This is a genomic window from Bacillus sp. E214 (assembly GCF_008087365.1).
GTDB lineage: Bacteria > Bacillota > Bacilli > Bacillales > Pradoshiaceae > Pradoshia.
This window is the reverse complement of record NZ_VENN01000002.1, coordinates 427,059-441,713: the sequence shown is the minus strand read 5'-3', so window position 1 is coordinate 441,713 and position 14,655 is coordinate 427,059. Positions and strand designations below refer to the sequence as shown.

Here is a 14,655-nt window from a genome sequence, read left to right as displayed (position 1 = left end):
TTATCCCTTAAGTAACTGTAGTGCCGCACCTTCATCCGTAATTAAAATCGGTTTTTTAGGTGCCATTTTGATATAAGCTTTTATTGCCTTAGCTTTTGAAGCTCCGCCCGCGACGGCGATTACATGTTCCGCATTAACCAGATCATCTAATTGAAGGCCGATTGTATGGACTTTTTGTATTATGTTGCCATCTTCATCGTAATAATATCCAAACGCCTCTCCGATTGCCTTTTTATTCTCAAGCTCCTGGAGACTGTCATTGGATGATTTCCTTCTTTCAGCCATTGTTTTGGCTTCCCCTATACCATGAAGAACGATATTAGCTGATTTCAGCAAATTCAATACCTCATGTATAGCAGGTTCACTGGTTAGCGTATTGTATGCTGCTTCACTTAGGTTGTCCGGTACATACAGGACACGATATCGTGAATGCATCTTTTCTGCCATTTGTTCGCAAACTGTATTGGCCTGGTATTGAACACCCTTGCCAAGACCGCCTCTCGCTGGTACAAACAAAATGTCATCCACATCTGGAAGCTCTGAGACATCAGGTAACATTCTTCCTATTGCTGCCATTGTTGTTCCACCTGTTACGGCAATGATATTTTTACCCGTTAAGAGACTTTTCATACGCGACGCACCGGCACGTCCAAGCTCATCTATTACCCATGGGGATTGGTCACTATCACCGTTAACGATGATAATTTTCTCCAAATTAAGTTTTTCCTGTAATAGGCGTTCCATATCATCTATACCCGATAATTGCCTTATTACACCACCCAGATGGTCGAGTACCTCTTTCCCTTCATTGGTAACAGTCATTCCAGAGCTCGCAATGAGTATAAGATTTTGGTTTTTCAAAAATTCCACTTCGCTGCGCAAAATCCGCTCCGTAATGTTCAAAGTCAGTGATAAGCTTCGTCTGCCTACCGGCTGCAAAGTACGAATCGTTCTTAAGATATTGTATCTTTTTTGCATGACCTCAAATATATCTGGAATTAATTTCTTCTGTAAATGGAGTATTCCGTCCATATCCTTCAAACTCCTTTTATACTTTGGTCATTTTTTGTCCTAGCAAGACGTTTAGCGTCCCAGTTTATGTAAAAAAATAGCTCCTGATGTAATTCCATTCTAACAGGAGTTTCGAATAGTTGCAAGGTTCTAAATGTGAACATCACGTTAAATAGCGACGAATCTCATCTAAATCTATACGGCCGTATTGAATAACCTGATCATTGATTTCGACTACAGGAATCATAAGGCCATATTGTTCCAGTAATTTATCATTAGAATATATATCGACTTCAAGGAGAGTAAACGTCATATCTCTTTGCAAAATTTTCAAAAGATCCTTTGCCTCTTCGCATAATGGGCAATTCTTTTTTGTATAAAAATGAATGATTGGTACACTCACTCTCTTTCCCCCTGCTCTTTCTTATTTTCTACATTTATAAATTAATTATTCACTAACCTCATATCGTTTTCTTTTTGAAGAAGATGGTATATGAAGCTGATTCCGATATTTCGCGATTGTCCTCCGTGATACAAGAATACCAAAATCATCCTGAAGTTGCTTTGCAATTGCCTGATCGGATAAAGGTAATGTTTTCTGCTCTGCCTTTATCAACCGCACTATTTCTTGCTTTACTTGTTCTGATGAAGAGTCTTCCAATTGAGCGTTCGGGATGCTGCTCGTAAAAAACATTTTCATATCATAAGTCCCAAATGGCGTCTCTACCACTTTGTCTCTAATCGCCCTGCTTACTGTGGACTCATGCACATCAACCATTTTGGCGATTTCCTTCATAGTTAATGGCTTTAAGGTGACACTTTTTCCAGTATCAAAGAAGGCAGATTGCTTTTCCATGATGGCATAAGTTACACGCCTTAAAGTTTGCTCTCTTTGCTCAATAGCCTTTTTTAGCCAGTTAAGCTCCAATTTCTTTTCGTACATATACTTTTTAGTTATGTCATCACTTCCATTTATAGGGGAAGTAAATTCATTCGTTTTAAATCTTCTCATTGATAAAACTTTTACAGTGGGTACTCCTTTTGAAACAGAAACACTTACATCCGGTATGAAATATTGGAATTCACCACTATTAAAAGCTGAACCAGGTTTGGGGTTATATGCCTGTATTAAATCAAAAATGGATTGAATATCTGCAATTGTTACACCAACCAGCTTGGCAAGCTCTTTCCACTTTCTATTCACAAGCATATCGAAATGATTAACCAAAACCTCTTCTAGTGGCAGATCATCGATATAATCACGTTTAGCCTGTATGAGCAAACATTCACTTAGATTCCTGGCACCCACTCCGACAGGCTCCAATGCCTGCAAAACAGATAAGGCAACATCCCATTCTGCCTGACTAACCTCCACAAGGGATCGAGCTTCCTCAAAGGTAATACGTAAATATCCATTTTCATCGATACAATCAATCAAAAACAATAAAACGCACTCTTCCCTGTCGGTTAATACTTTAAATGGAATTTGGGATCGTAAATAAGATTTTAATGAAACAGTCTCCTCACTGATTTGATTGATTGATGAGTCGCCATATGATCTGCCTGAGACTTTCGGATACTCGTCATCTATTTCAATTAACGGATTCTCAAGTGCTTTTCCATCGATATAGGCAGCTAATTCAATTGCCGGGTATTGAAGCAAGTTTATTGCCTGATTTAATTCCGGCGTCATCGTCAGCTTTAACTTTTGTTGCTGGTACAAACCAAACTCTACGTTCAAATCCCTGCCCCCTTATAATAAATCGCTTACATTAATAGTAGTAAATAGGAAGGAGCAGAGCAAGAAAAAGGAGGATATATTTACAAAATATTGAATTTGTTAATAAATAAAAAAATGCCCCAGTGCTAAGCTACTTTCGGCACTGAGGCATTTCCTACAATATATTATACGCCCTCGGAGGGAATCGAACCCCCATCGTAAGAACCGGAATCTTATGTTCTATCCATTAAACTACGAGGGCAAAATGTTAGCCTACAAAATTATATTATAAGGAAGAGAAAGTCTTTTTGCAAGAACTATTCCTTAGGTTTATAAGCCTTTATGTTGGGTAAGATGGATATCAGGGATTATTTTGTTTCTATACATAGAATCAGTTGCAAATTATGCGCAGACCAATCAGATAAACTAGACATCAGTCCTTAATAAAAAACATATAGTAATGTAAGCGTCTTTTGTTTGACCTTTATTGACCATAAAGTGTATGATAAAGTCAAAGCCAAATGTATTATTTTTTTACATATAAGGAGGAGAAAATAAATGAATTTAATTCCTACAGTTATTGAACAAACAAATCGCGGGGAACGCGCATACGATATTTATTCCCGTTTATTAAAAGACCGGATTATCATGCTTGGAAGTGCAATTGATGACAATGTTGCCAACTCTATCGTTGCCCAATTATTGTTCCTTGAAACTGAAAACCCAGAGAAAGATATTTATCTTTACATCAATAGCCCAGGCGGAAGCATCACAGCTGGTATGGCAATCTACGATACAATGCAATATATTAAACCAAAGGTTTCTACGATCTGTATCGGTATGGCTGCTTCAATGGGTGCATTCCTTCTTGCTGCCGGCGAAAAAGGAAAGCGTTTTGTGTTACCAAACAGTGAAGTGATGATTCACCAACCACTTGGCGGAGCTCAAGGACAAGCGACTGAGATTGAAATCGCTGCTAAACGCATTCTCTTTATGCGTGAGCGCTTAAACAAAATTTTGGCTGAACGTACTGGTCAATCTTATGAAACAATTGCTCGCGATACAGAACGTGATAACTTCATGACAGCTGAACGTGCGGTTGAGTACGGATTAGTTGATAAAATTATCACCCGCAATGTAGTAGAAGAAAATAAAAAATAATAAACTGATTAAGAGCTGTCGAGATATTCGGCAGCTCTTTTGTTTTATCAAAAAAATAATGTAGATATCCCCCTCTACTCCCCTACCTCACAATATTTTAGTTCTCTAATTGTTTATCACTTTACCAAATTAAAGTTTGGTGTTAATATGAAAGCACAATTTAATAATTAGTCATTCTAAAGAGTGTTTATTGTGTTGAATTTCATACTTAAAAGTCTCAACCAATACAGCCACCGGAATGATCAAATTATAATTCGGGTATAGAATTATAACGATTTGTACCACTAGCAATAATTTATCTTATTATATTTTTCGCATATTTTGAAAACAGAAGGGGTCTTTCATCATGAATAATAAAAAATGGGGATTTTGGATATTAACCATGTTTGTTGTCGGCAACATGGTTGGTGGAGGAATATTTATGCTTCCGGCAAACCTAGCTGGTGTTTCTAGTCCGTTTGGAGCATCAATGGCCTGGATCTTAACAGGAGCTGGAGTATTAATGGTTGCTCTTGTATTTGGAAATTTGGCTATCAGAAAGCCGGAATTAAAAACGGGACCGCAAAGCTATGCTCAAGCCATGTTCAGTTCACCAAGTAAAGGGAAAATTGCTGGTTACAGTATTGCTTGGGGTTACTGGGCTGCTAACTGGGCTGCTACGGCATCAGTCATTATCTCATTTGCCGGGTACTTATCTACCTTCTTTCCAATTATGCAAAGCCAGTACATCCTTTTTTCAAGCGGCAATTTTGATCTTGAATTAGGGAAATTCTTAAACTTTATGGTATGTACAGTTATGCTGTGGGGCATTCACTTTATTCTCTGCGAAAGCTTTAACAGCGCTGGGAAAATCAATTTGCTGGCTACTATCACAAAAGTAATTGGTTTCGCACTTTTTATTGTCGCAACCATTTTTATATTTGATTCTGCTAATATAATGAACGGTAAAGAATTTATCGATGCATCTGGGGTTTCCCATTCATTGGGTGGACAAGTAAATAACGCAGCTATTGCCACGCTATGGGCCTTTATTGGGGTAGAAGCTGCTGTGATGCTATCCAATCGAGCAAAGTCTCAGACTGATGTGAAAAAAGCGACAATCACCGGACTGATTATTGCCATTGCGATCTATATTGGTATAACACTATTAACAATGGGCGCTTTATCCCAAGAGGCATTGCAACAGTCACATAAACCTTTGGTTGATGCTCTGCAAGCTGCAATCGGATCTAGCGGTGCTTATATTCTAGGATTCCTTGCCTTAATTTCATTATTCGGATCTACAGTCGGTTGGATTGTCGTTAGCTCCGAGGTTCCTTATCAAGCTGCTAAATCCAACTTGTTCCCGGCATTCTTCGGAAAAACGAATAAAAAAGGAAGTCCAGTCAATTCTTTGACTATCACAAACCTTTTAACGCAATTCTTTTTATTCGCTACTGTTTCCGGAACGATAATGGAAGCTTATGAATTCGCAATGGTCGTTGCTACATTAGCTTACTTAATCCCGTATTTCGTTAGTGTCCTTTATCAGGTAAAACTGATTATTACCGGTGAAACATACACAGGGATGAAGCAATCACGATTGATAGATGGCATAATTGCGATAGTGGCTCTTGTATACACCCTATGGGTAATTAAAACCGGAACAGCCGATTTAAAAACCTTCTCGCTCGGTATAGGATTATTTGTCCTCGGTCTTGTTCTCTATCCAATCCTGATGAAAAACAAGAAACCAAAAGAAATTTCTAGAAGTTTGACAGAAGATAGATAATTATAAGACGAAACCACTCTTTCAAAAAGGGTGGTTTTTTTATGTCTAATCACCCACTTCTTTTTCCTCAACTACTCCTATTCTACCATTTTCTACTATTAAAGAGGTTTTTTAACAGAATAGTTAGAATATTTATAGATGTTAATTAAAATTTAGAGGAGGAAACCATTTGCGAGGAAAATCTATTTTGGCATCGGCCTTCGCTGCTGCTTTAACATTCAGTGCCTTTGCACCAGCCACTTCTGCTCACCAAGTTTCGACAATAAGTAATCATGCTGCAACCGAGACCAGTCATAATCATTCAGTTACCTATACAGGAAGCTCTTTTGATTTAAGCATTGCCAACGAGGAACGATTAATTAAAATGCTTAAAAAGGAAGGTGTTATCAAGAAAAATGCAACAGATAAAGAAGCACAGGCACAGTTGAAAAAGTACCTAAAGAAAAAAGAAGAAAACGCTAAAAAGGACTCATCAAAAAAATTCGATAAGCAAATAAAAGAGTTGCAAAAGAAGTGGAACAAAAAGAAAAAAGGTAAAAAAACTGGCAAAGGTTCCAAACCTAGTAATGGTGTTGTTCAACCAGTAAAAGAAGAGAAATATAAAGGGTCTGTAGTAAAAGATAAAGTTTTGGTTCTGATGATTGAGTTCCCTGATTACAATGGTGACAATGTCAGACCAGAGGATACAGACATGTACTATCAAGATTATACTAAGGATCATTACCAACAAATGATTTTTGGTAAAAAGGGATATACAGGTCCTAACGGCGAAAAGCTAATTTCTATGAAGCAATATTATGAACAGCAATCTGGCGGTAGCTATACCGTAGATGGTGAAGTAGCTGGTTGGTATATGGCTGAAAAACCTGCTGCTGAGTATGGTGGAAATATTCCCACACCTGATGGAAATGACAAGGATGCACGTAGCCTTGTAGAGGAAGCACTTGAAGCTGCAGCAAACGATCCAAATGTAGATTTTGCTGAGTATGATCAGGAAGATCGCTACGATTATGATGGGGACGGCAATAAACGCGAGCCAGATGGATTAATCGATCACTTAATGATTGTCCACTCTGCTGTAGGTGAAGAAGCAGGTGGCGGCACACTGGGTGGAGATGCAATCTGGTCCCATCGTTCGAATTTGGACGGGATATTCGACGGGATATTCCCAATTGCTAATACGGAAACAGACATACCTTACTGGAATGGACAAATGGCTGCTTACGATTACACAATCGAACCAATTGATGGAGCTGCCGGAGTATTTGCCCATGAATATGGTCATGATTTGGGTCTACCGGATGAATATGATACGCAATACTCAGGATCTGGTGAAGCCATCGGCTATTGGTCAATCATGGCAAGCGGCAGCTGGGCAGGTAAAGTTCCAGGAGGAGAACCAACTGGATTCAGCCCATATGCCAAAGAATATCTTCAGGAGAGCCTCGGTGGAAACTGGCTTAATTATGAAGAGGTCGATTTGGATGATCTGACTAGACGGGGATCTGAATTCCTTCTCGATCAAGCCAATACAAAGGGAAGAAACCTGGATGCGCTTAAAGTGAATTTGCCACAAAAGAAGACCACAGTAAATACTCCTTATAGCGGGAAGTATGAATATCATAGCGGAAAAGGTAATAACCTAAATAACTCTTTGGTTACTTCTCTTGATCTAACAAATAAGTCGACAGCCCAGTTATCTTTCAAGACATGGTACCAAATAGAGCAGGATTGGGACTATGCATCTGTTCAAGTGCGTGAAGAAGGACAAACAAACTGGACAGGCGTAGCAGGGAATATAACCACTTCTACTAATCCATATGAACAAAATCCGGGTAATGGTATAACAGGAAACTCCAACGGATGGGTAGATGGTATATTTGATTTAAATGCCTATGCCGGCAAGAAAATTGAATTACGCTTTAATTACTGGACTGATATAGCAGCTATTGAACCAGGTTTTTATGTAGATGACATTACAATTACTGCTGATGGACAGGAACTCGTAAAAGATAATGCAGATACTTCAACCTCTGCCTTTACATTAGATGGCTTCACCAAGAATGAAGGCTTCTATACAAGCGATCAATACTATTTGGCAGAATGGCGAAATCATCAGGGGGTCGATTTAGGACTTGCTCATATCAAACGCGGAGCCAGCCTAATGAAATATGATGGTGGATTAGTAGTTTGGTATGTGGATGACAGCTATTCAGATAACTGGACAGGCAGTCACCCAGGTGAAGGCTTCCTAGGGGTAGTCGATGCTGACCAAGGAACATTAAAATGGAGTGACAAATCCTTAGCTGCAACTCGTTATCAAATTCATGATGCTGCATTTAGATTAGATAAAACAGATAAAATGTATTTGGATTATAAGAGTGTAAATGGTTTAACATTGTCAGATTTTGACACGAAACCATTTTCTGTGTTTGATGATAGCAAAAATTATTTAAATCCTGGCAAACCTGACGCAGGGCGGAATATCCCTGAGTTTGGCGTAAAAATCAAGTTAACGGGTCAAAGCAAAGACCGTACTGTCGGAAAAATTCTTATTAGTAAATAAAGCAGGAAAAGAGGCGGCTTATAGATAGCCACCTCTTTTCTATTTGTATCCTAATGATTCTTCGTATTACTACTCTTTGTCATAAATGCTTCTAAAACCTCTATAGCCTCTTCTTCATCCTGACCATCTGCTGCAAGGGTCACTGTCTTACCTGTACCAATCGCCATACTCATTAATCCCATAATACTTTTTACATTGACCTTCTTTTCTCCATCTATAATAAATATATCAGATGAAAAACGACTTGCCTCCTGAACAAATAGAGCAGCCGGGCGTGCCTGCAAGCCTGTTTTAAGCTGTACAGTGACTTCTTTTTCAATCACAGCGATTCCCCTCCATTAAATATTATTTATATCATAATGCTTGGAATACTTATTTAGATTCACCGGCTCGCAGCTTTTCGGCAATTTCATCTATTTTACGTAGACGATGATTAATACCCGACTTGCTTATTTTATCGCTTGAAACCATTTCCCCAAGTTCTTTTAGGGTTACATCTTGGTATTCGACACGCAGTCTTGCAATTTCACGTAGTTTATCAGGCAATATATCCAGACCAACTGTATTTTCAATATACCGTATATTTTCAACCTGGCGCAATGAAGCGCTGATTGTTTTATTCAAGTTTGCAGTTTCACAATTTACAAGTCGATTTACAGAATTTCGCATGTCTCTTACAATACGAATATCCTCAAATTTCAAGAGTGCATTATGCCCTCCAATAATATTCAGGAATTCAGAAATCTTTTCCGCTTCCTTCAAATAGGTGATAAATCCCTTTTTTCTTTCGAGCGTTTTGCTTTTTAATCCGAATGAGTTCATCAACTCACACAAAGAATCATTATGCTCTTTATATAAAGACGATATTTCCAAGTGATAAGAGGAAGTCTCAGGATTATTAACTGATCCGCCTGCAAGAAATGCACCACGTAAATATGATCGTTTACAGCATTTCTTGTGGATTAATTCCTCGGATATATCATGGATAATCGTAAATTCATTTTCAATGATATTCAAGTCTGTAAGTACTTCCTTCGCTTTCTCAGAAAACCGTACAATATAGACATTATTCTTTTTCAGCTTCATCTTTTTACGAACAAGCAAATCAACCTGGAGATTATAAAGCTTCTTTAAAAACGTATAAATTCTCCGGGCAATCGCTGCATTTTCTGTTTGCACATCCACAATAAGATGACGATTGGAAAAGGATAAGGATCCGTTCATCCGGATTAGCGCAGATAGTTCTGACCGTGCGCAGCACTCTTTTACTTCTAAATTGGTTAATTCTTTTTTTGTTTCCGACGCAAACGACATCCTTTTTTACACCTCAATCCCTTTACAACTTACACTTTATTCTTTTCCTTTAATAAATTATAGATAATAGAAGCAACGACGACTGTATCATGTCTGACACGGTTATTTTGAATCGTTACTATATTATCCTTAATCACTTGCAGTCCCATTTGTTCAAGTCTGTTTATATCAAAGATAACCGGTTGGGCATACTCTTCTTTATATTTTAATTTTAAATGCGCAGGGATATCCTCTTTATTGACTAAGATTGTATCCATACATGACTCACCTAAATGCTCATTTATTACTTTCAAATGGTCACTTGCTGTATAATTCAGGGTTTCCCCTGCTTGAGTCATTAAGTTACAAATATATACCTTGGATGCTTTGGCATTTGCAATTTCAGCTGCAATTGTAGGCACAACCAAATTAGGCAATATACTTGTATAAAGACTTCCCGGCCCCATCAAAATTAAATCTGCCTGTCTGATGGCCTGGATGGTTTCATGAGGAGGCTGAATATGCTCAGGACTGAGGAATACCCGCTTTATGCGTTTCCCGGAGTATGGAATTTTTGATTCACCGGAAACAACCGTCCCATCCTCGAGTTCTGCATGTAGGATTACGCTCTGGTTAGCAGAGGGCAAAACCTGTCCTCTTACATTTAAAACCTTACTCATCTCCTGAATAGCATGTACAAAGTCACCGGTAATAGAAGTCATCGCAGCAAGAATTAAATTCCCTAGCGCATGACCTGATAATTGTTCAGAGCCTGTAAATCTGTGCTGAAACATTTGCTCAATTAATGGCTCTACATCAGACATAGCTGCTAAAACATTCCGTATATCACCAGGAGAAGGGATGTCCAGTTCCTCTCTCAGTCTGCCAGAACTGCCACCATCATCCGCAACGGTCACTATAGCGGTAATGTCGAGAGGATATGCCTTTAGCCCTCTTAATAGGACAGGAAGGCCAGATCCACCACCTATGATGACCACTTTAGGTTGTGCTGATATGGATGTCATCTGTGCGTACCTTCCTTTTATCAATATCACGATGCGTTACACTCGTATGGTACTCATTGTTATACCGTTTACCCAGATATTCAGCTAAAGTTACGGAACGATGCTGGCCTCCAGTACATCCCACAGCGATAATTAACTGGGCTTTCCCCTCACGTTTATATTGAGGAATCATAAAATCAAGTAAATCCGTCCATTTTTCAATAAATTTCTGGGTTTCACTCCATTTCATTACGTAAGAAGAAACCTCTTCATCCAGTCCAGTTTGCGGACGCATATTTTCTATATAAAACGGATTAGGCAGGAATCTTACATCAAAAACTAAATCTGCATCGATAGGGATACCATGTTTGAAACCGAATGACATGATATTAATCGAGAACTCCACCCGTTGATTAACGGAGAATTGTTTGGCAATTTTCTCACGCAGCTCTTTTGGCTTAAAATTTGATGTGTTATAAATCGTTTGAGCACGTCCTTTTAATTCCTCAAGCAAATCTCGTTCAAGTCTAATCCCTTCCAACGGCGATCCTGATGGAGCCAATGGATGAGTACGTCTTGTTTCCTTATATCTTCTTACTAAAACGGAGTCATCCGCATCCAGGAATAAAATTTCAGGAACAAACTTGGAGGATTCATTAAGATCATCCAAGGCTTTGAATAAGTGTTCAAAAAATTCCCTGCCTCGTAAGTCCATTACTAATGCTACCTTATTCATTTTCTTTCCTGAATTGTTCATAAGCTCCATGAATTTAGGAAGAAGCGTAGGGGGAAGGTTATCCACACAGTAGAAGCCCAGATCCTCAAAGCTCTGTATTGCAACTGTCTTACCGGCACCTGACATACCCGTAATAATGACCAACCGATTCTCTGATGCTGCAGTTTCTATTTTTTTCTCTTCCATTAGTTATTCCCCGTTTCTTTCAAGCTTGTAATCGAGTAGTATGAAATCTTCTGTATATTTAAATGTACCTATTAGTATTCCTTGTCCATTCATCATATGATCCAATATTTTGCGATCTCCCTCTGCCATTGGCAATGCCAGAATATCGTTTAAAGGATGCCATTTCAGAATCCCTTCCTCATTCTCCTGATATGCTTCTCCCTCAAATGCGTAGGCACGAAAAGAAAAAAGCATCCATTCATGAACAATTTGGTCATCTTTCATATTAACCATGGTGAAAATGCCTTTTAACTCAGGACGCTCGATTTTCAAATTGGTTTCTTCATAGAATTCACGCATGACAGAGTCATGTATGGATTCTCCAGATTCCATTTTGCCGCCGGGCGCTACCCACCAATTTCTTCTGGGCTTCTGAAGCATAAGGGCCTTGCCATCTGCCATTAACATACAATTGGTTACTCTTTGCAAACTATTTCACCTCAGTTGCTACAGCACAAATTAGATAGACTTCTCTTTATTATACTATTTTAGATGTGCATGAACAATGTACGTTAATCATCATAATTTTTTCAAGTCATCCCTATATTTTTCGACAAACAACAAAAAAAAGCGGCATAGGTTTTATAACCTATGCCAAAAAAATATATAAAAGGGGGTCAATTTCTTATTTTTATTCTACCCCAAATGTATTGCACTTTGATTACAGCTACATTAATTAATAATGACTTTAATGTAAATTTTTTACTCATCCTTCAAGCTATTTTATTTTGCTTGTGCTTTTAATTGCTCCATCAACTCTTCAACATAATGCTGTGCGGATTGAGCGGCTATACTGCCATCACCTGTTGCCGTAACAATTTGTCGTAAATTCTTTTCACGAACATCTCCGGCTGCAAAAATACCAGGAATTTTTGTTTCCATGCGATCATTGGTTTCGATATAACCAGCTTGATTCGTAATTCCGATAGTTTGGAATGGTTTTGTTAACGGCAGCATTCCAATATAAATGAATACGCCATCTGCCGGATACTCGCGCTCAGTACCATCAACAGTGGATATCAATGTTACACTGCCAACCTTACCATCTTTCTCATTAATGCTTTTTAACGTTGTATTCCAAATAAAATCTACCTTTTCATTCTCAAAGGCACGCTGCTGCAGAATTTTTTGAGCACGAAGTTCATCCCTGCGGTGTACAATCGTTACTTTAGAAGCAAAGCGAGTTAAGTACACACCTTCTTCAACAGCAGAATCTCCTCCGCCAATCACGAAAAGTTCTTTGTTCTTAAAGAAAGCTCCGTCACAAACTGCACAATAGGAAACACCGCGACCACCTAGCTCTTTTTCACCTGGTACGCCGATTTTCTTATATTCAGCACCAGTAGCAATAATAATAGTACGCGTTTTATATTGCTTAGAACCAGCATCAATGGTTTTATATTCTTTTCCATCAATAATTTGTTTTACTTCACCATAAGCATATTCTGCTCCAAATTTTTTCGCATGCTCGAACATTTTAGTTGATAAATCTGGTCCAAGAATGGTTTCATATCCTGGATAGTTTTCAACCTCTTCCGTATTCGCCATTTGCCCGCCCGGAATGCCACGTTCAAGCATTAATGTCGAAAGATTGGCTCTTGACGTATATACAGCTGCTGTCATACCCGCCGGTCCGGCTCCAATAATAATTACATCATAAATTTTTTCCTCAGACATTATGAATCACTCCTTCTTACGATAGAACTCGAAGCCTCTCACATTCATTTCATTTCTCGTCTTATCCTCGAACTAATCGTATTAAACTATACATATTAGGTCCAAAAATTTGCTCATTGCAACAATTCGGCTACAAGCTTTACATACTTAGAAAGTGTCGAGTTAGATATTCCATATCGTTCCGCCACTGTTTTTTGAGATTCTTTTTCACCGCGCAGCTTGTGCCATTCGTAATCAATAGCAGCTGCCCATGCAAGTGGATTTGAGAACCGTATACCATTCTCTTTTCCTTCTGCATATACAGAAAACCAGAGAAAATAAAGGCCGGACTCAATCAATTTTACCGGCTGATAAAACCTATATAACGTGTCTGCTACCTCTGCCGCAAAAAATTGACGGTTATCGGATAGCTCGATGCTATTTTTATATTCTCGTTCCATCGCTGTGAAACGTTTATTAGTTTCGTAAGAGGGATGAGTTTTAATTTGATTAAATTCCCCCGAATGACTCGCTAAAAAGAGACCAAACAATCTCTCCTCCAGATACTCACTTTCCAACTTTTTAATGATGGAAGGCGCATGCTCTTCAAATCCAGATTCCTCATCTTCAGTCATTTCGCCCCAAGGCTCAAGTCCCTCTTTATCAGGACTGTATTCAACCACTTTAGCCCAGGCATTTTCAGCAACTCTCTTTTGCCCGATTTGATGGGCAGATTTACTGAGCCAATAATAGAAGGTTCCGTCCCCTTCATAACCCTTTTTCTGCAGCTGGCGAAGCCAGATATAAGCTTCCTCATAATAACCAGTCAGCGCAAAGGTCGCTCCTAATTTTAACCGGTGTTCATCAAGAATAGGTCTGACTTTTTTTAGGACAGCGAAAACCTCATCAAGCTTATCCTGCTCCATCTGATAATGGTAAAAGACCATTCCATTGCACAGAGCATGCAGATTGCCAGGGTTCTTCTCAAGGACTCGATCGAGCGTCTCAAAAGCTTTCTCTGTTTTACCTACATAGAAATAAGCCAGTGCCAAATTATTATAAGCCGACCAAAATTCAGGATATAAATCGATTAATTCTTCAATTTTTTCAACGGCTTTCACAAAATTACCCGCTTCAAGCAACTCACGTGCCGCCTCTTGGCGCATCATTAAATCATCCTGAACTTCCAAGGTCTCTTCTGTTTCATCCGTCTCAAATGTGATTAAATCCAGCAAATCTTCTGCATCCTCACTGAATTCACCAAACTGATCTTTATTTAAATATTCGTTAGCATGCTTATAGGCCTCTTTAAATAAACCCATATGAGCAAAATTATTAGCCAGGAAATAATGGCACTCCGTCATAAACGGATCCAACTCCTGAAGAATATTCTCAAGCAGCTGATTCGAAAACTGATATTCACCTAATTCCGTACAAATCACAGCCAGCTGGCAAGCAATCATCGGCTCACCCGGTTCCAGCTGCAACGCACGGTTCATATATTTCTTAGCT

At 38.8% G+C, this 14,655-nt stretch carries 13 protein-coding genes and 1 tRNA gene; 3 read left to right on the top strand and 11 right to left on the bottom strand.

Features of this window, described 5'->3' with window-relative positions; translation table 11 throughout:
• From FHY47_RS11355 to FHY47_RS11340, 4 genes are all read right to left on the bottom strand, one after another.
• A complete protein-coding gene (locus tag FHY47_RS11355; RefSeq protein WP_139892216.1) occupies nucleotides 1-1,032 on the bottom strand; it encodes a sugar-binding transcriptional regulator in 1,032 nt (343 codons plus the stop codon).
• A gap of 142 nt (nucleotides 1,033-1,174) precedes the next feature.
• Nucleotides 1,175-1,414 (bottom strand): glutaredoxin family protein, encoded by a 240-nt coding sequence (locus FHY47_RS11350; RefSeq protein WP_262366001.1) that lies wholly within the window; start codon nucleotides 1,412-1,414, stop codon nucleotides 1,175-1,177.
• A 45-nt stretch (nucleotides 1,415-1,459) separates the two neighbouring features.
• Nucleotides 1,460-2,752 carry an RNA polymerase factor sigma-54 gene (rpoN, locus tag FHY47_RS11345; RefSeq protein WP_148630650.1) on the bottom strand — a complete coding sequence of 431 codons (1,293 nt, stop codon included), beginning with the start codon at nucleotides 2,750-2,752 and terminating at the stop codon, nucleotides 1,460-1,462.
• A 169-nt stretch (nucleotides 2,753-2,921) separates the two neighbouring features.
• Nucleotides 2,922-2,993: transfer RNA gene (locus FHY47_RS11340), tRNA-Arg, on the bottom strand.
• A 296-nt stretch (nucleotides 2,994-3,289) separates the two neighbouring features.
• On the opposite strand from FHY47_RS11340, the gene clpP reads away from it, so the two are divergent.
• From clpP to FHY47_RS11325, 3 genes are all read left to right on the top strand, one after another.
• Entirely contained in the window at nucleotides 3,290-3,892 is a 603-nt protein-coding gene (gene clpP, locus FHY47_RS11335) for an ATP-dependent Clp endopeptidase proteolytic subunit ClpP (RefSeq protein WP_066106206.1), read from the top strand.
• A 346-nt stretch (nucleotides 3,893-4,238) separates the two neighbouring features.
• Nucleotides 4,239-5,663 carry an amino acid permease gene (locus FHY47_RS11330; protein ID WP_139892214.1) on the top strand — a complete coding sequence of 475 codons (1,425 nt, stop codon included), beginning with the start codon at nucleotides 4,239-4,241 and terminating at the stop codon, nucleotides 5,661-5,663.
• Nucleotides 5,664-5,832: 169 nt separating this feature from the next.
• Nucleotides 5,833-8,229 (top strand): immune inhibitor A domain-containing protein, encoded by a 2,397-nt coding sequence (locus tag FHY47_RS11325; protein WP_148630648.1) that lies wholly within the window; start codon nucleotides 5,833-5,835, stop codon nucleotides 8,227-8,229.
• 50 nt (nucleotides 8,230-8,279) lie between these two features.
• On the opposite strand, the gene FHY47_RS11320 is transcribed toward FHY47_RS11325, so the two are convergent.
• The 7 genes from FHY47_RS11320 to FHY47_RS11290 all read right to left on the bottom strand — a co-directional run bounded on the left by FHY47_RS11320 (nucleotide 8,280) and on the right by FHY47_RS11290 (nucleotide 14,642).
• Nucleotides 8,280-8,552 (bottom strand): HPr family phosphocarrier protein, encoded by a 273-nt coding sequence (locus FHY47_RS11320; RefSeq protein ID WP_148630645.1) that lies wholly within the window; start codon nucleotides 8,550-8,552, stop codon nucleotides 8,280-8,282.
• Between the two features lie 49 nt (nucleotides 8,553-8,601).
• Nucleotides 8,602-9,543: a DNA-binding protein WhiA gene (gene whiA / locus FHY47_RS11315; RefSeq protein WP_148630643.1), complete on the bottom strand. Its 942-nt coding sequence runs from the start codon at nucleotides 9,541-9,543 to the stop codon at nucleotides 8,602-8,604.
• A gap of 29 nt (nucleotides 9,544-9,572) precedes the next feature.
• Complete coding sequence (locus FHY47_RS11310; protein ID WP_302621342.1) at nucleotides 9,573-10,547, bottom strand: gluconeogenesis factor YvcK family protein; 975 nt, start codon at nucleotides 10,545-10,547, stop codon at nucleotides 9,573-9,575.
• A complete protein-coding gene (gene rapZ / locus FHY47_RS11305; RefSeq protein WP_373925482.1) occupies nucleotides 10,522-11,448 on the bottom strand; it encodes an RNase adapter RapZ in 927 nt (308 codons plus the stop codon). Before rapZ ends, FHY47_RS11310 begins: the two co-directional genes overlap by 26 nt.
• A gap of 3 nt (nucleotides 11,449-11,451) precedes the next feature.
• On the bottom strand, nucleotides 11,452-11,916 hold the full coding sequence (locus tag FHY47_RS11300; RefSeq protein ID WP_140461775.1) for an 8-oxo-dGTP diphosphatase: 465 nt from the start codon (nucleotides 11,914-11,916) through the stop codon (nucleotides 11,452-11,454).
• A gap of 294 nt (nucleotides 11,917-12,210) precedes the next feature.
• The gene (trxB, locus tag FHY47_RS11295; RefSeq protein WP_066106186.1) at nucleotides 12,211-13,164 is read right to left on the bottom strand and encodes a thioredoxin-disulfide reductase; all 954 of its coding nucleotides are present in this window, start codon (nucleotides 13,162-13,164) and stop codon (nucleotides 12,211-12,213) included.
• 113 nt (nucleotides 13,165-13,277) lie between these two features.
• A complete protein-coding gene (locus tag FHY47_RS11290; RefSeq protein WP_316246004.1) occupies nucleotides 13,278-14,642 on the bottom strand; it encodes a tetratricopeptide repeat protein in 1,365 nt (454 codons plus the stop codon).
• Nucleotides 14,643-14,655 lie beyond the last annotated feature (13 nt).

Bases quoted from the DNA above. Each gene is read 5' to 3' on its own strand.
- trxB (WP_066106186.1), bottom strand. From the start codon at position 13,164: ATGTCTGAGGAAAAAATTTATGATGTAATTATTATTGGAGCCGGACCG.
- FHY47_RS11330 (WP_139892214.1), top strand. From the start codon at position 4,239: ATGAATAATAAAAAATGGGGATTTTGGATATTAACCATGTTTGTTGTC.
- FHY47_RS11290 (WP_316246004.1), bottom strand. From the start codon at position 14,642: ATGAACCGTGCGTTGCAGCTGGAACCGGGTGAGCCGATGATTGCTTGC.
- FHY47_RS11355 (WP_139892216.1), bottom strand. From the start codon at position 1,032: ATGGACGGAATACTCCATTTACAGAAGAAATTAATTCCAGATATATTT.
- whiA (WP_148630643.1), bottom strand. From the start codon at position 9,543: ATGTCGTTTGCGTCGGAAACAAAAAAAGAATTAACCAATTTAGAAGTA.
- FHY47_RS11310 (WP_302621342.1), bottom strand. From the start codon at position 10,547: ATGACATCCATATCAGCACAACCTAAAGTGGTCATCATAGGTGGTGGA.
- rapZ (WP_373925482.1), bottom strand. From the start codon at position 11,448: ATGGAAGAGAAAAAAATAGAAACTGCAGCATCAGAGAATCGGTTGGTC.
- clpP (WP_066106206.1), top strand. From the start codon at position 3,290: ATGAATTTAATTCCTACAGTTATTGAACAAACAAATCGCGGGGAACGC.